We start from the raw sequence: 24,073 nt of genomic DNA on the forward strand, positions 1-24,073 counted from the left end.
AACACGACATGTAGTACCGGTGTACCAATTCTTCACGTAGGGTGTGACAACTCTCATACTGGTCCGACACAATCAGATCCAATTGTTAGGCACTGGTGATCAAAGGGGGCAGATCGCGTCAATGGCCGCGCGATCTCATCGGTGCCAGAGGGAGGCCATGGCTTTGAGGGTGGTGCAATGATCGCGGTCGTAGTGAGCTTGGTCGCTGTCGTGCTCCTCGTGCTCGTCGTCGTGGCACTGGGCATGCGTTCGATGAGCCGCAGGGAGAGCTCGCTTCCTCCGGAGCGGCTGAAAGAGATGGCTGAGAAAGAGGAGAAGACGCAGACTCGTTCCACGGACGAGTTCGCGTCCCACGAGCCTCGGATGCGGAATTTCAGCCCTGACTTCAGCCCCATCGACGAGGTGAAGCAGAAGCCGGTCCGCACCGGTCAGCGTGGCAAGCGTGGCGTTGACGAGTGGGGCGGCGGCCGGGCCACCGACGACGATGACGAGGCATTCTGGGCCAACATCCGCAGTGACGCGGAGGAGGGCAACTTCGGCGCCGGCGGCACCGTGGCGGCCAGGAAGGGCGCCTCCAGGCCCGTCGAGCGCGAACGTCCCGCCGAGCGCGAGCACACCGGCGAGGCCGCGCGCCAGGCGGAGCGCCAGTCCGGGCGCCGCTCGGAGCGCACCTCCGGCCGTCAGGGCGAGCGCACGTCCGAGCGTCCCGCCAAGCGGTCCGACCGCTCCGCCAAGCCGCAGCCCGCGGCCGCGGCCGCCGTGGACCCCGACGCGACCACCATCCAGGGCCCCCTGCCGCAGCGCCAGCCCGCCGCCGCGTCGGCCAACCTCGCCGACCTGGTCGAGCCGCAGAAGCGCGCTCCCAGTCAGTCCGAGCTGGCCGACCAGCGCACCATGACGTTCGCGGCGCCGACGCCCGGCGACGTGATGAGCATCCTCGGCCCCGGTGCCCAGCCGGTGCCCGCACCCACGCGCCCCGAGCCGTCGCCCGCCTCCCTGTCCTCCAACAACGGGGTCTCCAACAACAACAACGGGGTCTCCGGCAACGGATCACACACGCCGTCCCGTTCCTCCCGTAGGAAGGGCTCGCGCTCCCGTACCCCGGCCGCCCAGGACAGCGGCTCCTTCCCCGCCACCCCCGCCGCGAACGGCAGTGGGTCCTTCCCGGCGGTGAGCCCGACCTCCAGCGGCAACTTCCCCGCCGCCCCCACCGCCGCGCACCCCGCCCCGACGAGCGATCCGTTCCCCGCCTACGGCGGCGGCGCGTCCGACCCTCTCGGGACGTCCTGGAACAACCAGCCCGCCGCGACCACGTCGGGCTCCTGGCCCGCCTCACCCGACATCTTCGACGACCCGGCCCCCGCCGCCGCCCCCTACAGCGGGGCGACCTCGTGGCCGGCGTTCGAGCAGCCCGCGGCGCGCGGCTCCTACCCCTCCTCCTACGAGGTCAGCTCCGGCTGGGCCGTGGCCGACGACTCCGACCCGCTGGCGGGCCCCTCCCCCGCCTCGGGCACCCCGACGGTGCCCGGCCGGGCGGTCTCGAACTACGACGTGCTGTCGGCCCCCACACCGCCGCAGCAGGCCGCCTCGCCGTTCGCGGCGGGCGCGTACGAGACGGGCGACATCACGACCAGCCCCGCCGCCGCGGCGGCCTGGCCCGCGCCTCCGGCGCCCGGCAACGGCGCCCAGGGCGGCTGGCCCGCGCAGGCGGCGTACGGCGAGCAGCCGCAGCCCCAGAGCGGCAGCCACCGCCGCGCTCCGGAGCAGGACTTCCCGCACGACTACTACCGTTGATCTTCAGCTCCCATTAATACGTAAAACCCGCGTGACACCCCCCTAAAGCAGGGTCGACGGAGCAATAGGGTTTGCACCATGTTCCGCGACACGCAGAGTAGCTGGTTGAGCACCCTCCGGCATGATGTGCCAGCCTCGCTCGTGGTTTTCCTCGTCGCGGTGCCCCTCTCCCTGGGCATCGCGATGGCCTCAGGCGCTCCGCTGGCCGCCGGGCTGATCGCCGCCGTGGTGGGCGGCCTGGTGGCGGGCGCGCTGGGCGGCTCGGCCGTTCAGGTGAGCGGCCCGGCCGCCGGGCTGTCCCTGGTGGTGGTGGACCTCGTGCACACGTACGGATGGCGCGCCACCTGCATGATCACCCTGCTGGCCGGGGCCGTACAGCTCCTGCTCGGGGTGTTCAAGGCGGCCAGGGCGGCGCTGGCGGTGTCGCCGGCCGTGATCCACGGCATGCTGGCGGCCGTCGGCGTGATCATCGCACTCGCCCAGCTCCACATCGTGCTCGGCGGCAGCTCGCAGCGCTCGGCCATAGCCAACCTGGTGGAGCTGCCCGGGCAGATCGCCGGGCTGCACGGGCACAAGGTCGCCGTCGGCATACTCACGATCACCGTGCTGGTGTTGTGGACGCGGCTCCCCAAGCGGGTCAGGGTGGTTCCGGCGCCGCTGGTGGCGCTGGGCGTGGCGGCGGTCACGGCGTGGATGTTCGGCTGGGACGTCACGCGGGTGGACCTGTCGGGCGACTTCACCGCGTGGGCCTTCCCCGTGCTGCCGCAGGGCGACTGGCATCTGGTGGTGGCCTCGGTGCTGCTGGTGGCGCTGCTGGCCGGGTGCGAGTCGCTGCTGTGCGCGGTGTCGGTGGACCGCATGCACGGCGGCCGGCGGGTGGACCTGGACCAGGAGCTGACCGGTCAGGGCGTGGCGAACATGGTCAGCGGCGCGCTCGGCGGACTGCCGGTGGCCGGGGTGATCGTGCGCAGCACCACGAACGTGCAGGCCGGGGCGCGTACCCGCTGGTCGTCGATCCTGCACGGGGTGTGGGTGCTGGTGTTCGCGATGGGGTTCGGCTGGGCGATCACGCTGATCCCGCTGGAGGCGCTGGCGGCGCTGCTGGTGTTCATCGGCGTGCAGATGGTGAACCTGGGCCACATCAGGAAGGTGCACGGGCACGGCGAGGTGCCGGTGTACGTGGTGACGATGGCCGCGGTGATCCTGCTCGGGCTGGCCGAGGGGGTGCTGGCGGGGCTGGCCCTGGCCGCGCTGCTCGCGCTGCGCCGCCTGACCTGGGTGACGGTGCTCAAGCGGGAGGACCGCGAGGGGCGGCTGCACGTGACGATCTCGGGGTCGCTGACGTTCCTGGGGGTGCCGCGGCTGACGCACGAGCTGCGTACGATCCCGGCGGCCACGGCCGTGGACCTGGACCTGAACATCGACTTCATGGACAACGGCGCGTTCGAGGCCATCCACTCCTGGCGGCTGGACCACGAACGCATGGGCGGCACGGTCGTCATCGACGAGCTGCACGACGAGTGGTACGCGCTGGCGGCCAGCGGGGCGCGCATGTTCCCGGCGAAGTCGCCGCCGAAGGCGCCGGACCGCTGGTGGCTGCCGTGGGCGCAGCGGCGGCGCCAGGCCGTGCGGCTGGACCCGGAGACGGCGCAGGGCCCGCCCGGCCCGACGGAGTGCCTGCTCACGACGGGGGCGCGCGAGTATCACCGGCACACGGCGCCGCTCGTACGGCCCATCTTCACCGAGCTCGCCCGCAAGCAGCAGCCCTCGCACCTGTTCATCACCTGCGCCGACTCAAGGATCATGCCCAGCCTGATCACGGCGAGCGGCCCCGGCGACCTGTTCACGGTGCGCAACATCGGGAACCTGGTGCCGCGCAAGGGCGCCGAGCCGAACGACGACTCGGTGGTGGCGGCGATCGAGTACGCCACGCAGGTGCTGGGCGTGAACACCATCACGGTGTGCGGGCACTCGGGCTGCGGGGCGATGGCGGGCGTGCTGAGCGGCGGGGTGCAGGCGGGCAGCCTGCCGGGGCTGCGCAGGTGGCTGCGGCACGGGGACCACAGCCTGGCCACGTTCATCGAGACGGAGGGCGACCGGCTGCACGGCGGGGCGCTGGACGTGTTGTGCCGGGTCAACGTCCAGCAGCAGCTGGAGAACCTGCGGACCTACCGCAAGGTGGACGAGCAGGTGCGGGCGGGAAAACTGGAGCTGGTCGGGTTGTACTTCGACATCGGCTCGGCGCGGGTGCACATGGTGCCGCCGTTGCGTCCTACGCTCTGCGTGAAGACGTTCGATCGCACGGTCGTCGCGGGCGAAGAATGAAGGCATGAAAGTTCTGGTCATCGGTGGTACGGAGTTCCTGGGCCGCGCGGTCGTGCGGGCGGCGCTGGCCCGGGGGCATGAGGTCACGACGTTCAACAGGGGGCGCAGCGGGGCCGACGTGCCCGGGGTGGAGGCGGTGCGCGGCGACCGGGAGGTGGCCGCCGACCTGACGCGGCTGGCCGAGGGCCGGACGTGGGATCTGGTGGTCGACTCGTGCGGATATGTGCCGCGGGTCGTGGGCGAGTCGGCGCGGGCGTTGTCCGGCCGGGCCGCGACGTACGCGTTCGTGTCCAGCGTCTCGGCCGTGGACGGCTTCCCCGCCGCGCCGGCCACAGAAGAGTCGCCCGGCTCCCCTTGCGAGCCTGACGCGGGCCCCGACGACGGTGACTACGGGGTGCTGAAGGCGGGCTGCGAGCGGGCGGTCGAGCAGGGCTTCGACGGCAACGTGCTGATCGTGCGGCCCGGCCTGATCCTGGGCCCGCACGAAAATGTGGCCAGGCTGCCGTGGTGGCTGACCAGGATCTCGCGCGGCGGCAAGGTGCTCGCGCCCGGCGATCCCGGCCAGCCGATGCAGCTCGTTGACGTGCGCGACGTCGCGGCCTTCACCCTCGATCAGGGCGAGCGCGGCACATCCGACCGGTTCCTGGTGACGGCTCCCGCGGGCAACACGACCTACGGCGAGTGGCTGGAGCTGTGCAAGGAGGCGACGGGGTCGGACGCCGAGTTCGTCTGGGTGGAGGACTCGTTCCTGGTGGAGCAGGGGGCCGGCGCGTTCGTGGAGTTGCCGCTGTGGAGCCCTCCGTCGGACATCACGACCAACTTCTGGAGTGTGCCGACGGACAGGGTGCGGGCCGCGGGGCTGCGTACGCGGCCGGTGGCGGAGACCGTACGCGATACCTGGGCCTGGTTGCGGGAGATCCCGGAGGACAAGCGCCATTACGGGCAGGAGGGGCGGCGGCACGGGATGGCCGCCGAGAAGGAGGAGGCCATTCTCGCGGCCTGGGAGTCCCGTTCGGCGTGACCTCGGTTCGGCGTGACCTCGGTTCGGCGTGACCTCGGTTCGGCGTGACCTCGGTTCGGCGTGACCTCGGTTCGGCGTGACCTCGGTTCGGCGTAATCTCCGCGTTGTGCGTATTCCTCCGCAGAACGACCGGTTCGGGCGGGGTTAGGGTCGCGGTGCCAGCGAGGTTCTCCAGGTGCCCATGGCGCTCCTCGCGACGCCGGTCCTGACTCCCAGGGGCCGGAGGGGCGGAGGCGCCCGCGGCCGGGCTATGGCCCCCGTACGGGGGCTGCCGATGGTAGCCCGACAGCGGGATCGCCGTCTCCGCCCCTCGTCACCTGGCTAACGCCGGGGAAACAGCCGGGCCGAAATGCTGCTGCCCATGCATTTCATGGCAGCACCCGGCCCGTTCGCGTAGGCGGTGCCCGCGAAGCTCCGGGCGTGGGTCGCGCTGGTGGCCGCCGTCGCGCCGCTGGCCCTGCTCAGCTCCAGCGGCGTCCCCGCGCCCGTCCCCTTCTCGCCCGCCCCCGTGGCCGTCACTTCAACGCCCGGGGCGTCGAAGCCCGTACGGCCCGTACAGCCCTCGCAGTCGTACAAGAAGCCGCTCACCCGATCCCTCGACCGGTACCTGGACAAGCTGCCGGGCGATCTCTCCGTGTCCGTACGCGAGCCGTCCTCCGGTCTGTCCTACACCTACAACCGGGGGCTGCGGACGGCGGCGGCCAGCATCGTCAAGGTCAACATCGTGGTGGCGCTGCTCCTGCGCGCGCAGCGCCAGCGGCGCGCCCTGACGGGGTGGGAGCGGCGGGCGGCGGCTCAGGCGATCAAGGTCAGCGACAACGACGCCGCCTCCCGGTTGTGGGCGGCGATCGGCGGCGCGCCGGGGCTGGCCGCCGCCAACCGCAAGCTCGGCCTGCGCGCCACCCGCCCGGGACCGGGCGGGGCGTGGGGATCGACCACGACCAGCGCCGCCGACCAGGTGCGCCTGCTGAACGCGCTCGTCTCGGCCAAGAGCCCGCTGTCGGCCGGGCACCGGCGGTACGTGCTGGGGCTGATGCGGGACGTGGCGCCCGAACAGGCGTGGGGGGTGAGCGCGGCGGCCGGGGGCGGGCAGGCGGACGCGGCGGTCAAGAACGGGTGGCTGCCACGGGAGCGCGACGGGGGGCGGTGGACGGTCAACAGCATCGGGCGGGTACGGGTGCGGGGGCGTACGTACCTGATCGCGGTCGTCTCCCGGCGCAATCCGTCGATGGGGGCGGGGGTCAAGGCGGTCGAGCACGTCAGCGAACTCGTCACCGAGGCCGTCGCGCGAATCGCTCGATAAGGACGCCGCCGCCGGGGCACTGGGGTTGCGGGGGGAACGGGCGCGGGTATGAACGGCCGTGACCCCCGGTCCTGACGCATCTTCGACACCGGGGGGACCCGTGACGGACAACAGCCACAAGCAGCAGCAACTCGATCAGTACAGGGTCGATTCGGCCGACACGCGATACACCACCGATCAGGGTGTGCGGATCGACGACACCGACAATTCGCTGTCGATCGGGGAGCGCGGCCCGACGATCCTGGAGGATTTCCACCTCCGGGAGAAGGTGATGCGCTTCGACCACGAGCGCATCCCGGAGCGGGTCGTGCACGCGCGCGGTTCCGGCGCGCACGGCGTCTTCCAGGTCTACGAGTCGCTGGCCGAGTACACCTGCGCCGACTTCCTGTGCGACCCGTCCCTGGTCACGCCGGTGTTCGTGCGCTTCTCCACGGTGGCGGGCTCGCGCGGCTCGGCCGACACCGTACGCGATGTACGCGGCTTCGCCACCAAGTTCTTCACCCGCCAGGGCAACTACGACCTGGTCGGCAACAACTTCCCGGTCTTCTTCGTGCAGGACGCGATCAAGTTCGCCGACTTCGTGCACTCGGTCAAGCCCGAGCCGCACAACGAGATCCCGCAGGCGCAGTCGGCGCACGACACGTTGTGGGACTTCGTACAGCTGCAGCCGGAGACCCTGCACACGATCATGTGGCTGATGTCGGACCGGGCCATCCCGCGCAGCTACCGCATGATGCAGGGCTTCGGCGTGCACACCTTCCGCCTGGTCAACGCGGAGGGGCGGGGCACGTTCGTGAAGTTCCACTGGCGGCCGAAGCTCGGCACGCACTCCCTGGTGTGGGACGAGGTGCTGCGCATCCAGGGCAACGACCCCGACTTCAACCGCCGCGACCTGTGGGAGGCGATCGAGACCGGCAGCTACCCGGAGTGGGAGCTGGGGCTGCAGCTGGTGCCGGAGGAGGACGAGCACAAGTTCGACTTCGACCTGCTCGACCCCACGAAGATCATCCCGGAGGAGGAGGTGCCGCTGCGGCCGGTCGGCAAGATGACGCTCAACCGCAACCCGGACAACTTCTTCGCCGAGACCGAGCAGATCGCCTTCTGCACCGCCAACGTGGTGCCGGGCATCGACTTCACCAACGACCCGCTGCTGCAGGGCCGTAACTTCTCCTACCTCGACACGCAGCTGCTGCGCCTGGGCGGGCCGAACTTCCAGCAGATCCCGATCAACCGGCCGGTCGCGCCGGTGCACAACGACAACCGCGACGGCTTCCACCAGCACATGATCCACACCAGCCGTACGAGCTACTCCAAGAACTCCATCAGCGGCGGCTGCCCCGCGACCGGAGCGCTGGCCGGCGACATGAGCGGGGTGTTCCGGCACTACACGGAACGGGTCGACGGCGAGAAGATCCGCAAGCGCAGCCCCAGCTTCGACGACCACTACAGCCAGGCCACCCTGTTCTGGAACAGCATGTCGGCCTGGGAGAAGGACCACATTGTCAAGGCGTTCCTGTTCGAGCTGGGACACGTGGAGCGGCGCTACATCAAGGAGCAGGTCGTCGAACGGCTGACCAACGTCGACACCGGCCTGGCCGCGCACGTGGCCGCCGGGCTCGGCCTGCCCAGCCCCGCACCGAAGGGCGGCAACCACGGCAAGTCCTCCCCCGCGCTCAGCCAGACCGGCCAGCCCGCGAGTCTGGAGACCCGCAAGATCGCGATCCTGGTGAGCGACGGCACCGACGTGGACCGGCTCTATCCGGTGATGCAGGAGCTGGAGAGCGGGAAGGCGGTGTGCGATGTGATCGCGCCGCACGAGGGCATGGTCGGCACGCTGGCCGTGGACAAGCAGCTCAGCGCGGTCTCGTCGGTACTGTACGACGCGGTGTTGTGTTCTGGTGGCGAGGGGCTGACCGGGGACGGGCATGCGGTGCAGTTCGTACGCGAGGCGTTCAAGCACGGCAAGACCATCGGCGCACTGCCGGACGGCGAGCCACTGCTCCGGGCCGCCGCCTTGCCCGGCCACCAAGGCGTGATCGGCTCCGGGGCGGACGGCTCGGGGGCGGGCGGCTCCGGGGCGGGCGGCTCCGGGGGCAGCGGGGATTTCACCGCTCAGTTCGTCGCCGCCGTCCTCCAGCACCGCCACCACGACCGAGAGGTGGCCGCCTTCCCCGCCTGAGACGCACCCTTCCCCGCCTGAGACGCGCCACTGATCACGCAAGCCGAACGGACGGGCCGATCGAACGGACGGACTGGCCGAACGAACGGACTGGCCGAACGAACGGACTGGCCGAACGAACGGACTGGCCGAACGAACGGACTGGCCGAACGAACGGGAGGATTCGGGCCCGCAGACCGGATGGGAGGGATCCGGGCGAGCTGATAAAGAGCCGCAGACCCGGCATTGGCCTTAATCGGGCGTTGAACTGCGGTATTGCCTGCGGTGGGTGATGCGTCCGCCACCCGTGCTGTCCTGCCTGAACCGGCGCCGCGCGGGTGGCCTGGCCGTGCCCGCAGTTTCCATCGACAGACACCAGCTCGACACTAGGGGGTTCACGGTGCCTTACATCACCACCCGTGACGACACGCAGATCTACTTCTACGACTGGGGCAGCGGCCCGCCGGTGCTGTTCATCCACGGCTGGCCGCTGAACGCCGACGCCTGGCACGACCAGATGAAGGCGGTCGTCGACGGCGGCTTCCGGGCGATCGCGCACGACCGGCGTGGCCACGGCCGCTCCGGCCAGCCATGGGACGGCTACGACTTCGACACCTTCGCCGACGACCTGGCCGATCTCATCAACGCCCTGGACCTGCATGAGGTCACGCTGGTGGCGCACTCCATGGGCGGCGGTGAACTGGCCCGCTACATCGGCCGGCACGGCACGTCCCGCCTGACCAAGGCGGTACTGCTGTCGGCGGTGCCACCGCTCATGCTCAAGACCGACGCCAATCCCGAGGGCACCCCACAGGAGGTGTTCGACAAGATCAAGGCCGGCATCCTCGCCGAACGCTCGCAGTTCTGGAAGGACTCCGCCGACGGCTTCTTCGGCGCCAACCGGCCGGGCAACAAGGTGACCCAGGGCAACAAGGACGCCTTCTGGCTGATGGCCATGGCCGAGAACATCCAGGCGGGCGTGGCCTGCGTGGACGCCTTCTCCGCCACCGACTTCACCGAGGACCTGAAGAAGTTCGACATCCCCACCCTGGTAGTCCACGGCGACGACGACCAGGTCGTACCCATCGCAGCCGCCGGCGACAAATCATCCAAGCTCATCCCGGACTGCACCTACAAGGTGTACCAGGGCGGCTCGCACGGCATCGCACTGGTGCCGGGCGACAAGGAGAAGTTCAACACCGACCTGCTGGAGTTCCTGCGCGGCTGACCTGCTCCGACGTACAAGCGTGATCACCGTGGTCGCACGGCGGCCCGGCCGTCAGACGGTGGCGACCACGGTGACCGCTCTCACGCGCTGTACTGTGCGCGGGCGACAACTCTTCCGCTGCTATTGATGACCTCGGCATAGTAGAGGCAATTACCCTTTACCCGGGTGGCACTCGTGTAAGTCGTGGTGTTGATGTCCTTGCTGGTCGAATCCTTACTGGCGCACGTCACGCTGGATTTGTCGGCCAGGCCGAATTTCAGCACGTGACCGGTGTTGTAGTACGAGTTCGGAGACGCGACCCGGCCCCAGTAGTACGCGTAGTTTCCGTAATTGCCGCGACGAACCTGAAGCGTGCCGCCATCAGGCAGGGACTTGGAGGCCATGTTGACGACGTTGGTCGCGCCGGTGGGCGGGGCGCTGTACCAGGTGACGGCGCTCGCGGGCGAAGCGGTCGCTAAGCCGATGACCGTCGCCGCAATCGCGGCGGCACTTACCGGAATGGCGCGGCGCGCAATCTTGTGCATGATCGCTCCCTTTTGACTATCGATCAGGTGCCTGCGACCTTACTGAGGCGCGGTATGTGTTCGGTATGTCGCCCGGATCGCGCCTCAGAATGCTCTCGCGCGCGCCCATGCTCGTAGCCCGCGCCCGGAAAGCTCCCGTGATGGATGATTAAAGGAGGGTGGGGTCACGGGATTCTCGCGCTCCGGGACGTATCCGGGAGCGGTTCCACACCCACCCTCCTTGAGCTGCGGAACCCGAAGGCTCTCAGACCAGACTCCAACGATCCCAACCTAGATCTGCGCCTCAAAGCTTCACAAGGGATGCCCTCCACCTCGAACCGGAAGAGGCGCCCGACCGTTTCCCCAGGCAGCACCAGGGATGGAGTGACGAGTCGGCCTGTAGGCCGGGAAGAACGAGAGGGCTATAAGCCCAGCTCAGGCTAGTTCAGCCTGATTCACTCCCCTGGTGTCTGCCCTGGTGGATGGGTAAGCGGGTTTCATCCGGTTTCAGCCCGCTTCCCTCCGTTCCAACCCCTTCTGATGACGCGGCGATGACGCGTCAGCGGGGGTTCAACCAGGAGGAGAGACACCACATGTTCAGCTCTGACGAGCGGTTCACCTTCGGCTTGCTGCACGACCTGTACGCGGTTCTCGAAGCCCATGGCTACCGGCGACCCGAAGACGAGAGGACTCGCAACCGTGCCGCAGGCCGATCTCTGTCGATCCTCTGGGAGTTGGTGAACGCCTACGAGGGCGACACCCTCGGTACCCCCCTGAGAAGACCGCAGAGCCACCCACAGCCCCCGCCGCATGGCGGGGGCTTCGTCATGCTCCGAAGATCCGGCATCGACGACTGCGGGGCACATCAGCCCCGTACACGTTATTCCAGAACAGGAATATTCGAGTCCATGGGTTGACCAGCTTAGATGCCCCTTCTACGGTCAGAAGGCGTCCATCCGGCCCAAGGCGGAAGGGAAAGCGATGACCGACAAGCCCGAGTGGACTCGGCTCACTGGCGATGGAGACGGCGACTGCGACGACAACGACTGTCCCAACGTCTATAAGACGAACCGGGGAACGTTCGTCGTGCAGGGAGACGGTTTTGAGCATCTGAAAGTACCTGCGGGGGAATTCGCGGTCGAAATTCCCGAGAGCACCCTCAGGGAGGCGTTCCGTGCTCTTGGATGGTGACGCCTGGCAGAACCTGTTCAATTCATTCGAACAAGACGCCTTTCGACTGGAAACTCAGCCCTCCTATTCCATGCCCGCCGAGGCTGAAAGAATCGCCCGCTTCCAACGCGGCGAACCCAAGCCGGCCGACCACAACGCAGCATGGCGAAAGAGAGTGGCCGAATTCGTCGCTGCGGGAAAGACCATAGGTCGGGTGCGCATTGTGCGGCGTCCGATGACCGAATATCAGCAATATCAGTTCGCATGGAGCATCCCCGGAAATATCGAGGCTGGGGAATATGTGCGAGTTCTCGATATCACCGACCACGACCCTGGCATCCCCGTAAATCAAGATTGGTGGATGCTCGATAACACAACCATCGTGCATTTGAACTTCCGCCCAGACGGAACCCAGATAAATCGAGAGCTGATTGATGCCAGCATCGAGTCCTACCGAGAATGGAAACGCATAGCACTGGAGACATCCATTCCGTACGAGCAATATCTGAAAGAACACGGTGACGCTAGATCCTGATCAGCTAGGGCGATCAAAGCAGGACCTAGCGGAGTCACTAAAGAACCTTCGCCTGCAAGCCGGGCTCACGGGAGTCCGGCTTGCACGGCTGTGCAGCATGTCTCAAAGCAAGGTCAGCAAGATAGAGACGGGCAAGATCACGCCGTCAGCAACTGACGTGGCGAGCATCCTCCATGCGGTCGGTGCCCCGCAAGAGATCATCAGCGAAGTAACCGCCCTAGCTCGCATGGCGAATACCGAGTGGCAGGATAACCGGTCGTCGTGGCGACGCGGACTTGAAAAAAGACAGAGTGAATTGGCCACCTTGGAGGCAGGCGCAACAGAACTGCGCTACTTCCTGCCATCTATGATCACCGCATTACTCGCCACTCCGGAGTACATCCGAGCCAGCCTAACCGGCCGTCCAGTTGATACCTCGAAAACAATCTCAAAGAAGATAGAACGGCAAGCCGTTCTATATGACGAGTCCAAGTCATTTACGTTCATTCTGACCGAGCAAGCGATCAGGTGGGGCATTGTCTCAGCTCACGCCATGGCGGTTCAGATAGAACGGCTTGCGTCCCTATCCCATCTCCCAACGGTGCGAATCGGCGTTGTCCCATTCAGTGTAGAACTCCCACGAGGCCCACTGAATACGTTCACGGTCTACGATGACCGTCTTGCGACTGTCGAGACATTCACGGGTCGAATAGTCTTCCAAGACTTTCGCGACATAGCCCAGCATAGGCAGATCTTTGACATGTACGAAAATATCGCAGTCTTCGATGAAGATTGCAGGGGCCACCTTCAGGAGTGGACGGCCGCCTACCGGCGTAATACTTGAACGTCCACCGAGAGCGAGTTTATTCGAGTACGGGAATTTCCCTGGCCTGACCTCGGGTTTAGCTCCTACCGTCGAACCATGGCTACATACGCGGCGGGAGACGGGCTCCTGCACTGCCAAGCGATCACAGGGGAAGCGCTGGCAGGGCACACGGCAGCCCTTGACCAGGTTCTAACGCATCTGACGGCCAGCGGGATCAACGCCCAACTGATCATGAGGGAAGCCGCCACCCGATGCCCGATCATGCTGTACGCAACCGGCGAGAGACTTTGGCATCCCCCAGTGCTCAAGATCTACGCGAACGCCGGATGGAAGGCGGCAGCCATAAGCGTCGGGGCGCGCTCAGGTTGCTACTTTGTAGAGCTTCCATACACCCCCGGCTGGAGCGGGCGAGACAACCCCATAGAGATCATTTCCGCGAACCATCCCGATCGTGTAGCTTCCTTCGTTTCCCGCGTCGCCGGAGTATCGGCGTGATAACGCTCGACGAGCTTCAAGAGAAGTACAAAGCCACCTGGGAGATCAATACCGATTCGATCGCGTGCGTCTATGCGTGGCGGCATGTGGCCCTTGCCCCTAAGCGGCTCGGCGACGGTAGCGCCAACGTCCTCCGCGCGTGGGATCTCGACGAACTGGCGGAAAAGCTGGCAGAGCAGGAGGCGCACCAATGAGCGACAAACCAACCGTCGTCTTGCACTGGGAGCCGTCTCCCTACGCGGCCGGATCGCTTCCCCTTGACGGGATCTCGTACGGCTACGCGGGGAACATCAGAGCGTTCGCGCTTTTCGCAAAAGGCAAGAAGGTTGCCCTTCGTTGCTACCTGCCCATGTCGAACGGAAAGACTTTGAAGGATGAAGAGTTCGCCGACAAGCCCAGGGCCAAGAGGCGCGCCGACGCGATCGCAGAATCGTTCCTCGCTGAGCTTTTCACTCTGCGCGTGACGGAGCAGCGCGCATCATAGACGCCCCCAGCTAAGGCGGTGCCGCCTCTTAGCTGGGGTGCCAACGCCCCCGATCAGACAGGCAGACGTACCCACACCCGTCGGGTTTCCTGCCTGAAGGATCGCGGCCATCGCCCGGAACGCGACATCCGTTCTGGTCGGGGGTTCCAAGGCCCCGCCGTTGGTCAAAGATCGGCTAGCGGCGGGGCTCAAAGCCCCGTAACGCAGAAAAGACCCCAGGGAAGAAATCCCTAGGGGTCTTTCTGCAATGCGCGCACAGGCTCACTCAGGGCCGTCTAACGCTCTCTGAGCGTCTTCCGCTTGTGGCACGGCCCGCATAGGGCCTGAAGGTTCAACGGGTCGTGATTGTCTCCCCGTTCGATGTGGTCAACCTCGTTCGCCTCGTCACCGCAGACTGCACACGTGAACTTGTCACGGCGCAACACGCGCATGCGCAACGTGGTCCAGTTCGACCGGAGCCGGGAACGGCGGTCATAGCTTCGCCAACCAACCGCCCTAGCCTCCTGATGGTCGGCGCACTTGCCCGCCTTCACCACGACTTTAATGCAGTCCGCACGGCTGCAAATCTGCCTGGCTCTCGGTATCGCGTTTCTCCTCAAAATCAGGCCGTTTTTCGGCCTTTCTCGACAACTAGAATCAGCGCCACCCGCTGATTAAGCACAGGTCGGCCGGCCGCTACGCAGCGTAGATCTCCATCAGTGGGTGAAAGTCCCGGACCCGTACGTCCAGGGAAGGCCACCCCCTCCACCGTTCTCCTTTGCTCCAGTCATGGGAGTACCCCCACCCCATGCGCAGAAAAGCCCCTGCCGAAGCAAGGGCTAATCAACATGCATCAGCTACCGGCAATGGCAACCTTCGCGGTTACAAGCGCCTGAGGGCGAATCGCCTTTGCTCCGTAAATGTGAAGACCTCGAATGATGTGACCGAAGTCATCGGGATCGCGCAGGCTTTCTACTTCCTGAATCTGATCGGCGTACGTGGTCGCCATCGGGTGGCCCGCAATGATGTCAACGTTGTACGTGCCCGGCGTGGTCTGCGGGATGTTGGTGGTCATCTGGACAGTGAAACCAGCAAACCGCCAATCTCACCATTCAGGATCGCATCCGGGGAGCCGTACTGCGACGCATCAATGAACTTGCTCGACTTCAGAAGCATGGCCTTGATTCGAGGCGTCACAATGATGAACCGCTCACGCTCGGGAATCTTGTTCTCGTCAAGAAGCTGAACGATCTCATCAATCACGGCATCGTATAGAGCGTCACCCTGCCCGGCAACTGTTTCCCCAGGTAGACACCAGGAATGGGTGACGAGTCGGCCTGTAGGCCGGGTTCTGTCCTTCTTGCGAAGGGGCAACCATCCATCTAGGGCCGCCGTTGCCGGCGGCCTCGAGCGGTCTACCCGCGCGACTCGGGCGGGCAGCCCTCGAACGTCGCGCGCGGAACGCCCCGAAGAGCGTCCCTTCTTGACCTTGCTCCGGGTGGGGTTTACCTAGCCGCCCACGTCACCGTGGGCGCTGGTGGTCTCTTACACCACCCTTTCACCCTTACCTCCCGGCAGAACCGGAAGGCGGTTTGCTTTCTGTGGCACTGTCCCGCGGGTCGCCCCGGGTCGGCGTTACCGACCACCCTGCCCTGTGGAGCCCGGACCTTCCTCGGCGGGCCCCGTGAGGCCCGACGCGGTTGCCCGGCCGACTCGTCTGGTGGACTTTATCAGCTGACCGTGCCGGGCGCGTCCGGCACGGTCCCGGTCAGCGCAGGTGGGAGATGTCGTTGAAGGACTTCACCACGGACGGGCCGTCCGCGTAGTACTCGATCAGCGACAGGCACGCCAGGTCCAGGTGCATGCGGTAGAGGGATTCCAGCGGCGCCATGAGGGCGTCTCTGAGCAGCAGCTTGATCGGGGTCACGTGGGATACGACGAGTACCGTCTTGCCCTCGTACCGCTCCACCAGCAGTTCCTTGGCCGCCTGTACGCGGCGTGCGGCTGCGGCGAAGCTCTCGCCGCCTGGCGGGGCCGCTTCCGGGTCGGCGAGCCAGGTCGACAGCTCGGCGGGCCAGCGGCGCTGAACCTCCGTGAACGTGTGGCCCTCCCAGGCGCCGAAATCGGTCTCCCTGAGGTCTTCGCACACCTCCACACCGAGGCCCGCGCGCTCGGCGACCGCCGCCGCGGTCTGCCTGGCACGCTGGAGCGGCGAGGTGACGATCACGTCCAGACGGTACGGGTCGCGCGACAGTCTGCCGGCCGCCGCCGATGCCTGGGCCAGGCCGTTGGCCGTCAGTTCGGCCTCGCCGCGGCCCGAGAACCTGCGTTCCAGGGACAGTTCGGTCTCGCCGTGCCTGAGGAGGAGCAGGGAGGTGGCGACGCGGGTGGGTGGGGCCCAGCCGGTGCCCTTGCCCGCGGGTGTGGCCTTGGCGGTCTGCTGGGCGGCGGCCACGGAGGCGGTGGGGGCGGACAGTTCGGAAATGTCGCCCGCGTCGAGGAGGTCTGTCTGCCGGGCCGCTTTGTGCGTACGGGACGCCGCTCGGGGCGCAGAGGCCGGACCGCCGGTCGTTGAGCCGCCGGAGGCCGGGGTCTGCGATGCCGATGCGCGGGACTTCGAGCGGCCGGGCTCCGGGATGTCGGAGGCCGGGCCGGACGGCTCAGGTGTGGCGGTCGTGGTGCCGCCCGCCTTCCAGGTCAGGCCCTGGGCGGCGGCGTCCATGGCCTCGTTGGCCAGGCGGTCGGCGTGCTTGTTGCGTTCGCGGGGGATCCAGGTCCACTCCGTCACCCGCAGCCGCCTGACCAGGCCGCCGGCCTCGGCGGCCAGCGGGCGCAGGCCCTCGTTCTTGATCTTCCAGCGGCCCGCCATCTGCTCGATGACCAGCTTGGAGTCCATCCTGACGGCCACCCGCGCCCCGTCACCGCCCAGGTCGAGCGTGGCCCGCAGGCCCGCGATCAGACCGCGGTACTCGGCGACGTTGTTGGTCGTGACGCCGATCGCCTCGGCCGCCTCCGCCAGCACCTGGCCGTCGGAGGCGTCCATGACCACCGCGCCGTAGCCGGCCGGACCGGGGTTGCCGCGCGAGCCGCCGTCGGCCTCGATGACGTACGAGGTCACAGGCCGGACTCTGGCGTACGTACGAGGATGCGGCGGCATTCCTCACACCGGAGCACCTCGTCGTGAGGGGCGGCCTTGAGGCGGTTCATCTCGGCGATGGACAGCGCCACCTTACAACCCTGGCACCGGCCGCCGTGCAGCATGGCGGCGCCCACTCCGTACTGGTCACGCAGTTTCGCGTACAGCGTCATCAGGTCGGCGGGGATCTCCTCGGCGACGCCCGCGCGGCGGCCCTGGACCTCGCCCGCCTCCTTGTCGATCTCGCCCAGCGCGGCGTCGCGGCGGTCCTCGGCCGTGGACAGGGCGGCGCGCACCTCGTCGCGCTGCGCCACCAGGTCGGTGACCTTGGTGTCGGCGGCCTCCCTGCGCTCCATGATCTCCAGCACGACCTCTTCCAGGTCGCCCTGCCGCCTGTGCAACGAGGCGATCTCGGACTGCAGGCTTGCCAGGTCGCGCGGCGAGGTCACGGCGCCGGAGTCGAGGCGCTTCTGGTCGCGGTCGGCCCGCGTGCGCACGGCGTCGACGTCGCTCTCCGCCTTGGCCTGCTCGCGGGCGAGGTCGCCGGCGTCGGTCTCGGCCTCGATCGCCTGGGTGGCGAGCTTCGCGTACGACTTCGACCGCTCGTCGATCTCGGCCAGCTCGGGCAGGGTGCGGCGGCGGTGCGCCAGCCGATCAATCACGGAGTCGAGCTCTGCCAGGTCGAGCAGTCGCTTCTGGGCCTCAGGGGCTGCTTTCATGATCAATATCCTCTTGTCCAAGCATCGGTGACCGTGGCGGAGACACGCGTTTCAACGGTAACGCCACTCTCGCGCAGGATGGACGCCGCGCTGTCGAGCCAGGGCCACTCGGTCGCCCAGTGCGCGGCGTCGATCAGCGCGGGCCCGCCGGACTCCACGAACTCGCTGGCGGGATGATGCCGCAGGTCGGCCGTGAGGAACACATCGACGCCCGCGGCGGCTGCCAGGCCGAGGAGCGAGTCGCCCGCGCCACCGCTGACCGCCACGCGCGTGACCGGCCGCGACAGGTCGCCCGCCACGCGAATGCCCCCGGACGTGCGCGGCAGCCCCTTGGCCGCCCGCGCAGCGAACTCCTCCAGCGTCATCCTCTCCGCCGGCTCCCCGATCCTGCCCAGGCCGCGCCACGGGTCGTCGGGGAAGGGCTGCAGCGGCACCAGGTCGCCGACCAGCCCCACGGCCCTGGCCAGGGCGTCGGACACGCCCGGATTGGCCACATCGGCGTTGGTGTGCGCGGTGTAGAGGGCGATGTCGTTCTTGATCAGGGTGTGGACCAACCGGCCCTTCGGCGTGATGGCGGCCACGGTGGTGGTGCCGCGCAGGTAGAGGGGGTGATGGGTGACGATCAGGTCGGCGCCCCAGTCGAGGGCCTCCCCGGCCACGGCGGCGACCGGGTCGACCGCGAACAGCACCCGGCGCACGTGTTGCGCCGGATCCCCGCTCACCAGCCCCACCGCGTCCCATGACTCGGCCCGGGCGGGCGGGTAGGCCGCCTCGAGCACCTCGATCACGTCCGTCAAAGTCGCAGCAGCCACCCGCGCAGACTACCGGCCTCCGGGGCGGGACGTGGCGGGCGTGGCGAGGGGTGTCGCCAGAACGAGGTTCGGCGTAACGTAAGTGACTACTGACCTGCGGAGGGTGGCATGGCACCTAGCGTCGCGATCATCGGAGCGGGGTTCGGCGGACTGTGCATGGCGATCCAGCTCGAACGGGCGGGGATCCGTTCGTACACGGTGTTCGAGAAGGCCGGGGAACTCGGTGGCACGTGGCGGGACAACAGCTATCCCGGAGCGGGGTGCGACATTCCCTCGCATTTGTACTCCTACTCCTTCGAGAAGTACGCGAGCTGGACCCGCCGCTATCCCGAGCAGCCCGAGATTCTCGACTACCTCGCACATTGCGCCGATAAATACGACATCAGGGGAAAAATCCGCTTCCGTACGGAGGTCAGGCGAGCCGTCTTCGACGGCGCGAAATGGCAGCTCAGCACGTCCTGCGCCGATTCTGACGACGACGAGAACGGGGGCGACAACGGGGAGCGTGTGGAGCCGTTCGATGTGGTGGTCATGGGGGTAGGACAGCTCAACCGGCCCCGCCTTCCGGACATTCCGGGCATGGCGGACTTCGACGGGGTCTCCTTCCACTCCTCCCGCTGGAACCACGACCACGATCTCACCGGCAGGCGCGTCGCGGTGATCGGGAACGGGTCGTCGGCGGCCCAGCTCATCCCGCGCGTCGCCGAGCAGGCCGAGCACCTGTACGTCTTCCAGCGCACCCCCAACTGGGTGATCCCCAAACCGGACGCCACGTTCGGACCGGCGACGAAACTCGCCTTCCACTTCGTCCCGGGACTGCAGCGGGTCTACCGGGAGTGGATCTACCGGTACGCCGAGGGCACCCTCTATCCCGCGCTGGCCCAGGGCTGGAGCGTGAACCTGCTCAGACAGCGGGCGCTGCGGCACCTGCGCTCCCAGGTACCCGACCCGGAACTGCGGGACAGGCTCACACCCGACTATCCGCCCGGCTGCAAGCGCGTCGTCATCGACAGCACCTTCTATCCCGCCTTAACCCGGCCGAACGTGTCGCTGGTGACCGACAAGATCGTCCGGATCACGCCGAAGGGCGTCGAGACCACCGAGGGTTCGTACGCGGTGGACACGATCGTGTTCGCCACGGGCTTCAAGAGCACCGAGTTCCTCTCCCCGATGGAGGTCGTCGGGCTCGACGGGGGTTCTCTGGAGGAGCGGTGGCGGGACGGAGCCGAGGCTTACCTGGGCATATCGGTGCCTGGGCTGCCGAACCTGTTCATGTTGTACGGGCCCAACACCAACCTGGGGCACAATTCGATCATCTTCATGATCGAATGCCAGGTGAACCACATCATGGCCTGCCTGCCGTACCTGGCCGCGAACGGTCCCATCGAAGTGCGGCCCGAGGTGATGGCGGCCTGGCGCAGGCAACTCGACGCCTCGATGCGCCGGATGGTGTGGGGGGCGGGGTGCCAGAGCTGGTACAAGACGGCTGACGGCCGCGTCACCAACAACTGGCCGGGCCCAACAACGCTGTACCGCAGACTCACGGCCAGACCACCACATCCGGCGTACCGGGTCGTCGGCACCGGGTAGCGCCTGGCCGATCACCGCAGAGAGCCGGGCCGGGCACCTCTTTGGTCCTGGCCTCCCGTGGCTCTCACTGCCCTGTCCCGCACTGACCTGCGTTGGCCCGCCCTGCTCCGCCTGCCCGCAGCGAGGGTCCTCTCCCGCCGCTCGAATGCCTGCTTGGTGACCGTTGAGCCCGCCGACGCGCGGGGTTTCACGGGGGGATGACGTGAGTGCCGGACCGACCGACGCCCGATGGTTTGACGAACCGGAGTGGGTCGTGGCCCCGACTCCATCAAACCCCGGTCGTACAAGTGATCCAAAAGATCGGACCTGGGACGCATTGGAGCAGGTCCTGGCCTCGCGATAACGTCCAAGCATGACCGTTCCCCTGCACCAACGCACCGTAGTGGCCGACACTCACAACGACCTGCTCATGGCGGTCTCCGCCAGGCCACCGGCGCAGTGGGTCTCGTTCTTCCGGGAGAGATGGTTGCCACAACTCCTCGACGGCGGTGTGAATCTCCAGGTGCTCCCCGTCTTCATCGACGACCAGTACCGGCCGGAAGGTGCGCTGCGGCAGACGCTGCGCATGATCGAGTGTGCTCACGTGCTGGCCGAGGGGAACGCCGATCACGTACGCGTGTGCGTCGACGGCACCGACATCGATCGCACCCTCGACGAGGGCAAGATCGCTTTGGTGCTCGCGCTGGAGAGCATGCCGGGCCTCGACGCGAGCGTGGAGCTGATCTCCACCATGCACCGACTGGGCGTACGGGTCGCTTCAATCGCGCATTGGGGCCGCACTCCCTTGGCCGACGGCAGCGGCGAGGACGCGACGGGCAGCGGCCTGACCTCCCGCGGCGCCGCCGCCCTGGAGGAGATGGAACGGCTCGGCATGATCTTCGACGTGTCCCACCTGGGTGCCTCCGGCGTCGCCCACGTGCTGGAGCTGGCCACCAAGCCGGTCATGGCCACCCACTCCTCCGCCCGCGCCCTGCGCGACCACCACCGCAACCTCACCGACGACCAACTCCGCGGCGTGGCCGAAACAGGAGGCGTGATCTGCGTCAACTTCTTCGCTCCCTTCCTCGCCGAGCACGAGCGCGACATGACACTCGACCGCCTGCTCGACCACATCGAATACATGGTGTCGATCGCCGGCATCGACCACGTCGGCCTGGGCCCCGACTTCATCCGCGAGGTCATGGACGACCTGACACCGCCCTGCTGCGAGGACCTCAACACCAGAGGCGTGAACCCGAAGCAGGCCATACCGGGCCTGGAAGGACCTGCCGGACTGCCCATGGTCACCGAGGGCCTGCTGGCGCGCGGCCTGCCGGAGAAGGACGTCATGCAGATCATCGGCGGCAACGTGCACCGATTCTTCGGAGAGCGTCTTGGGTGATCGATTCTTCGGAGCTGGGCAACCAGTTCCTCGGAGAGCGCTGGGGTAACCGGCTCTTCGCAGAGCGCTGAGGTAACCGGTTCTTCGAAGAGCGGCGGCAACCAGGGCTTCGGAGAGTGCTGGGGGTGGTGACCGGCACCTCTCCCCCAGACACGTCCGCCACCGCAGGGGGCCTCATCCGCAAACCACCCGGTTCGATCTTCCTGCCCAGAGACCACCGGCTTCACGCCACTTATAGAAAGGACCAGCCTGACCCGTATCCGCAGGACAACCAGCCTGACCAACTCCGCGCAACCACCAACCTGATTCAACACGATCACCAGCGACACAAACCGATGACGACACTCACGGGGGACGACCAGCGTGACTGACAACACTTCCCAAGCAGCAGCTTCCCAACCAGCCGCCGCCATGACCGAGGACCTGGAGGAGTTGGTCCTGTGCGAGTCCTTCTCCAGTGACCTGCAGGCCGTCGCCCGCAGCGCGAAGGTCGTGGCCGCGATGGGCGCCCGTCATCTTGGCACCGCACCGGACTTCCTGGTCATTGACGGAGTGACGCACCTGCGCTGGTCGTTCGGCACCCCCAAGGTTCTTCTGCTCGGACACCACGACACCGTCTGGCCCATCGGTACCCTCGCCACACACCCGTGGTCCGTGGTGGACGGGGTGGCGAGAGGGCCGGGCGTGTTCGACATGAAGGCCGGGCTGGTGCAGACGTTCCACGCGATGGCGGGGCTCGGCTCACTCGACGGCATCACCCTGCTGATCACCGGTGACGAGGAGGTCGGCTCGATCACCTCGTCCGGGCTGATCCAGGACACCGCGCGGGGCCTGGCCGCCGCCTTCGTCATGGAGGCCAGCGCCGACGGCGGAGCGCTGAAGACCTCCCGCAAGGGCACCTCGCTCTACACCCTCAACGTGCACGGCAAGGCCGCCCACGCCGGGCTCGAACCAGAGAAGGGCGCGAACGCGGGCATCGAACTGGCCCACCAGATCCTGGCCATCGCCGGCATGGGCGCCGGCGCGACCACGGTCACACCGACGGTCCTGTCAGGTGGCACAACGCTCAACACGGTCCCCGCGGCGGCCACGGTCGGCGTGGACGTGCGGGCCGCGGAGACGGCGGAGCAGGAGCGGGTGGACGCGGCGATGCACGCCCTCCAGCCGTCGGTCCCGGGCACCCACCTGGAGATCCTTGGCGGCCCCAACCGTCCCCCACTGGAGGGCTCGATGTCGGCCGCCCTCTTCGCCCTGGCCCAGGAACTGGCGGCGGGACAGGGCCTGGGCCCGCTGACCTCGGCTTCGGTCGGCGGCGCTTCCGACGGCAACTTCACGGCCGGAGTGGGGTGCCCAACACTCGACGGGCTGGGAGCAGTGGGAGGCGGCGCTCACGCAAACCACGAGCACGTAATCCTGTCCGAAATGCCCGCCCGCACGGCCCTACTACAGGCACTGATCGACGCCGTCCGCTAATGGAACCCGACAGGCTCGGACGCGTCCAGCCGGGCACCGCAGAAACCCGCCATACGCACAGGTACCTCGGACGCAGCACGCTTGGACGCGGCAGGCCTACGCCGCAAGGCCCTATCGGGACTTGCCAGACTCGGACGCGGTCAGGACCTGACGCGGTAACGCCGACGTCACACGGACTCAGTCGGACGTGGGCACCTTTGGATGCGGACGCGGTCAGTTCTGCCCCGCACGGACCCGAACGGGAACAGGCGTGGGCACCTCGGACGCGGGCACCCCGGACGCGATCAGCCCGGACGCGATCAGCCCGGCATCGCACGGGACCCGATCGGGCCTGGCAGGTGGAACACGATCGGCCCGGTACCGCATGGTCTTGGCTGGGTGCGGCGCCTCGGACGTGGGTAGCTGGGTCGTGGGGTTTGGGACGTTGGGGGCCGATGTCGCGGGGCGGGTCGAAGCGTGAACGCTTCTTGCGCGGGCTCCTTGGTGCGGGCTGCTCTGTCCGAGCGCTGAGGGATCGGACCGGGTTTCCGTAGTTGGTGTTGGGGCGGGTGTTGATGGGTGGTGGGGATGCCTGTCCGTAGGGTGCGGCTGCGGACAGGCATCGGAGCTTTTGGGTGCCGGTCAGACGACTGGGCCGAGTGCTCTTGTCATCTCGCATGAGTTCGAGAAGCGCTTGTAGTACGAGTTCGGCCTGCCATACCAGTTGCCGTTTGCTTCGACCACGACCGGATCCCAGTTGTCCGGGCATGGTCCGGGGTCGACGTTCAGAGCGGGGAAGTGGCCGTCCACCTCTCGGAGTTCGTCGCAGGCTTGGAGAGGGCTTGGGTGGAGGCCGCCGTCCGGATCGCAGGTGAGGAGCATCGCGTACGCGCCGCCGGCTTGGGGGGTGACGGTGATGACGAGTCTCGCGCCTGGGGCGGCGTGGGCGGGGAGGGTCGTGAACGGCGCAGTCAGGGTCGCGGCGGTGCACAGGCCGAGCGCGGTCATTCTGCGGACGACGGTCAGTATGAGCGACATGATGTTCTCCCTGGTCAAAGGGGCGTCCCGGGCGGGACGGCGCGCCCCACCATGAATACGCTCGGTGAGCACGTGGAGACCATGGGTTGAGTTAGCAGCTAAGAGTGATTGATTTGATACAGAGAGATATCGGTGACGGTCATGG

23 protein-coding genes and 1 other RNA gene are annotated in these 24,073 nt (G+C 67.4%); 15 read left to right on the plus strand and 9 right to left on the minus strand.

Annotated elements, in window-relative coordinates; translation table 11 throughout:
* Positions 1-177: 177 nt before the first annotated feature.
* The 6 genes from AB0I81_RS45760 (at position 178) to AB0I81_RS45785 (ending at position 9,829) form a co-directional block, all read left to right on the plus strand.
* Positions 178-1,794, plus strand: coding sequence for a hypothetical protein (locus tag AB0I81_RS45760; protein ID WP_360671684.1), 1,617 nt, complete (start codon positions 178-180; stop codon positions 1,792-1,794).
* A gap of 78 nt (positions 1,795-1,872) precedes the next feature.
* Positions 1,873-4,119 (plus strand): bifunctional SulP family inorganic anion transporter/carbonic anhydrase, encoded by a 2,247-nt coding sequence (locus AB0I81_RS45765; RefSeq protein ID WP_360671686.1) that lies wholly within the window; start codon positions 1,873-1,875, stop codon positions 4,117-4,119.
* Between the two features lie 4 nt (positions 4,120-4,123).
* Entirely contained in the window at positions 4,124-5,140 is a 1,017-nt protein-coding gene (locus AB0I81_RS45770; protein ID WP_360671689.1) for an NAD-dependent epimerase/dehydratase family protein, read from the plus strand.
* Positions 5,141-5,540: 400 nt separating this feature from the next.
* A complete protein-coding gene (locus tag AB0I81_RS45775; RefSeq protein WP_360671692.1) occupies positions 5,541-6,443 on the plus strand; it encodes a serine hydrolase in 903 nt (300 codons plus the stop codon).
* A gap of 100 nt (positions 6,444-6,543) precedes the next feature.
* On the plus strand, positions 6,544-8,622 hold the full coding sequence (locus tag AB0I81_RS45780; RefSeq protein WP_360671695.1) for a catalase: 2,079 nt from the start codon (positions 6,544-6,546) through the stop codon (positions 8,620-8,622).
* Positions 8,623-9,001: 379 nt separating this feature from the next.
* Positions 9,002-9,829, plus strand: a complete 828-nt coding sequence (locus AB0I81_RS45785) for an alpha/beta hydrolase (RefSeq protein ID WP_360671698.1) — start codon at positions 9,002-9,004, stop codon at positions 9,827-9,829.
* An 80-nt stretch (positions 9,830-9,909) separates the two neighbouring features.
* Here the strand turns inward: AB0I81_RS45785 and AB0I81_RS45790 are convergent, their stop codons facing one another.
* Positions 9,910-10,353, minus strand: coding sequence for a hypothetical protein (locus AB0I81_RS45790; RefSeq protein ID WP_360671701.1), 444 nt, complete (start codon positions 10,351-10,353; stop codon positions 9,910-9,912).
* Between the two features lie 960 nt (positions 10,354-11,313).
* Between AB0I81_RS45790 and AB0I81_RS45795 the strand changes: the two genes are divergently transcribed.
* From AB0I81_RS45795 to AB0I81_RS45820, 6 genes are all read left to right on the plus strand, one after another.
* Positions 11,314-11,523, plus strand: coding sequence for a hypothetical protein (locus tag AB0I81_RS45795; RefSeq protein ID WP_360671704.1), 210 nt, complete (start codon positions 11,314-11,316; stop codon positions 11,521-11,523).
* Positions 11,507-12,037 (plus strand): DUF6879 family protein, encoded by a 531-nt coding sequence (locus AB0I81_RS45800; RefSeq protein ID WP_360671707.1) that lies wholly within the window; start codon positions 11,507-11,509, stop codon positions 12,035-12,037. Before AB0I81_RS45795 ends, AB0I81_RS45800 begins: the two co-directional genes overlap by 17 nt.
* Positions 12,021-12,860, plus strand: a complete 840-nt coding sequence (locus tag AB0I81_RS45805) for a helix-turn-helix transcriptional regulator (protein WP_360671710.1) — start codon at positions 12,021-12,023, stop codon at positions 12,858-12,860. The genes AB0I81_RS45800 and AB0I81_RS45805 overlap by 17 nt, the downstream gene beginning before the upstream one ends.
* A 78-nt stretch (positions 12,861-12,938) precedes the next feature.
* The gene (locus AB0I81_RS45810; protein ID WP_360671712.1) at positions 12,939-13,337 is read left to right on the plus strand and encodes a hypothetical protein; all 399 of its coding nucleotides are present in this window, start codon (positions 12,939-12,941) and stop codon (positions 13,335-13,337) included.
* Complete coding sequence (locus tag AB0I81_RS45815) at positions 13,334-13,531, plus strand: hypothetical protein (protein WP_360671715.1); 198 nt, start codon at positions 13,334-13,336, stop codon at positions 13,529-13,531. Before AB0I81_RS45810 ends, AB0I81_RS45815 begins: the two co-directional genes overlap by 4 nt.
* Entirely contained in the window at positions 13,528-13,821 is a 294-nt protein-coding gene (locus tag AB0I81_RS45820; protein ID WP_360671718.1) for a hypothetical protein, read from the plus strand. Before AB0I81_RS45815 ends, AB0I81_RS45820 begins: the two co-directional genes overlap by 4 nt.
* A 275-nt stretch (positions 13,822-14,096) precedes the next feature.
* On the opposite strand, the gene AB0I81_RS45825 is transcribed toward AB0I81_RS45820, so the two are convergent.
* The 7 genes from AB0I81_RS45825 to AB0I81_RS45855 form a co-directional block, all read right to left on the minus strand.
* Entirely contained in the window at positions 14,097-14,252 is a 156-nt protein-coding gene (locus tag AB0I81_RS45825; RefSeq protein ID WP_360671721.1) for an HNH endonuclease signature motif containing protein, read from the minus strand.
* Positions 14,253-14,653: 401 nt separating this feature from the next.
* Positions 14,654-14,875, minus strand: a complete 222-nt coding sequence (locus AB0I81_RS45830; RefSeq protein ID WP_360671724.1) for a hypothetical protein — start codon at positions 14,873-14,875, stop codon at positions 14,654-14,656.
* A complete protein-coding gene (locus AB0I81_RS45835) occupies positions 14,872-15,063 on the minus strand; it encodes a hypothetical protein (RefSeq protein ID WP_360671726.1) in 192 nt (63 codons plus the stop codon). The genes AB0I81_RS45830 and AB0I81_RS45835 overlap by 4 nt, the downstream gene beginning before the upstream one ends.
* 61 nt (positions 15,064-15,124) lie before the next feature.
* An RNA gene (gene rnpB, locus AB0I81_RS45840) (RNase P RNA component class A) lies at positions 15,125-15,516 on the minus strand.
* Between the two features lie 52 nt (positions 15,517-15,568).
* Positions 15,569-16,918: a bifunctional RNase H/acid phosphatase gene (locus AB0I81_RS45845; RefSeq protein ID WP_360671728.1), complete on the minus strand. Its 1,350-nt coding sequence runs from the start codon at positions 16,916-16,918 to the stop codon at positions 15,569-15,571.
* Positions 16,915-17,655, minus strand: a complete 741-nt coding sequence (locus AB0I81_RS45850) for a C4-type zinc ribbon domain-containing protein (RefSeq protein ID WP_360671731.1) — start codon at positions 17,653-17,655, stop codon at positions 16,915-16,917. Before AB0I81_RS45850 ends, AB0I81_RS45845 begins: the two co-directional genes overlap by 4 nt.
* Positions 17,656-17,657: 2 nt before the next feature.
* Positions 17,658-18,443, minus strand: a complete 786-nt coding sequence (locus AB0I81_RS45855; protein WP_360671734.1) for a Nif3-like dinuclear metal center hexameric protein — start codon at positions 18,441-18,443, stop codon at positions 17,658-17,660.
* Between the two features lie 132 nt (positions 18,444-18,575).
* Here AB0I81_RS45855 and AB0I81_RS45860 point away from each other — a divergent pair, with 132 nt between their 5' ends.
* The 3 genes from AB0I81_RS45860 to AB0I81_RS45870 all read left to right on the plus strand — a co-directional run bounded on the left by AB0I81_RS45860 (position 18,576) and on the right by AB0I81_RS45870 (position 22,911).
* Entirely contained in the window at positions 18,576-20,057 is a 1,482-nt protein-coding gene (locus AB0I81_RS45860) for an NAD(P)/FAD-dependent oxidoreductase (protein WP_360671737.1), read from the plus strand.
* A 352-nt stretch (positions 20,058-20,409) separates the two neighbouring features.
* Complete coding sequence (locus tag AB0I81_RS45865; RefSeq protein ID WP_360671739.1) at positions 20,410-21,438, plus strand: membrane dipeptidase; 1,029 nt, start codon at positions 20,410-20,412, stop codon at positions 21,436-21,438.
* A 363-nt stretch (positions 21,439-21,801) separates the two neighbouring features.
* Positions 21,802-22,911 (plus strand): M20 family metallopeptidase, encoded by a 1,110-nt coding sequence (locus tag AB0I81_RS45870; RefSeq protein WP_360671742.1) that lies wholly within the window; start codon positions 21,802-21,804, stop codon positions 22,909-22,911.
* Positions 22,912-23,532: 621 nt separating this feature from the next.
* Here AB0I81_RS45870 and AB0I81_RS45875 read toward each other — a convergent pair.
* A complete protein-coding gene (locus AB0I81_RS45875) occupies positions 23,533-23,928 on the minus strand; it encodes an SSI family serine proteinase inhibitor (protein WP_360671744.1) in 396 nt (131 codons plus the stop codon).
* Between the last annotated feature and the right edge of the window lie 145 nt (positions 23,929-24,073).

Origin of the sequence: Nonomuraea sp. NPDC050404 (assembly GCF_040655495.1) — a bacterium.
Taxonomy (GTDB): Bacteria; Actinomycetota; Actinomycetes; order Streptosporangiales; family Streptosporangiaceae; genus Nonomuraea.

Bases quoted from the DNA above. Each gene is read 5' to 3' on its own strand.
- AB0I81_RS45760 (WP_360671684.1), top strand. From the start codon at position 178: ATGATCGCGGTCGTAGTGAGCTTGGTCGCTGTCGTGCTCCTCGTGCTC.
- AB0I81_RS45765 (WP_360671686.1), top strand. From the start codon at position 1,873: ATGTTCCGCGACACGCAGAGTAGCTGGTTGAGCACCCTCCGGCATGAT.
- AB0I81_RS45770 (WP_360671689.1), top strand. From the start codon at position 4,124: ATGAAAGTTCTGGTCATCGGTGGTACGGAGTTCCTGGGCCGCGCGGTC.
- AB0I81_RS45790 (WP_360671701.1), bottom strand. From the start codon at position 10,353: ATGCACAAGATTGCGCGCCGCGCCATTCCGGTAAGTGCCGCCGCGATT.
- AB0I81_RS45795 (WP_360671704.1), top strand. From the start codon at position 11,314: ATGACCGACAAGCCCGAGTGGACTCGGCTCACTGGCGATGGAGACGGC.
- AB0I81_RS45810 (WP_360671712.1), top strand. From the start codon at position 12,939: ATGGCTACATACGCGGCGGGAGACGGGCTCCTGCACTGCCAAGCGATC.
- AB0I81_RS45820 (WP_360671718.1), top strand. From the start codon at position 13,528: ATGAGCGACAAACCAACCGTCGTCTTGCACTGGGAGCCGTCTCCCTAC.
- AB0I81_RS45825 (WP_360671721.1), bottom strand. From the start codon at position 14,252: ATGCGCGTGTTGCGCCGTGACAAGTTCACGTGTGCAGTCTGCGGTGAC.
- AB0I81_RS45830 (WP_360671724.1), bottom strand. From the start codon at position 14,875: ATGACCACCAACATCCCGCAGACCACGCCGGGCACGTACAACGTTGAC.
- AB0I81_RS45850 (WP_360671731.1), bottom strand. From the start codon at position 17,655: ATGAAAGCAGCCCCTGAGGCCCAGAAGCGACTGCTCGACCTGGCAGAG.
- AB0I81_RS45860 (WP_360671737.1), top strand. From the start codon at position 18,576: ATGGCACCTAGCGTCGCGATCATCGGAGCGGGGTTCGGCGGACTGTGC.
- AB0I81_RS45865 (WP_360671739.1), top strand. From the start codon at position 20,410: ATGACCGTTCCCCTGCACCAACGCACCGTAGTGGCCGACACTCACAAC.
- AB0I81_RS45875 (WP_360671744.1), bottom strand. From the start codon at position 23,928: ATGTCGCTCATACTGACCGTCGTCCGCAGAATGACCGCGCTCGGCCTG.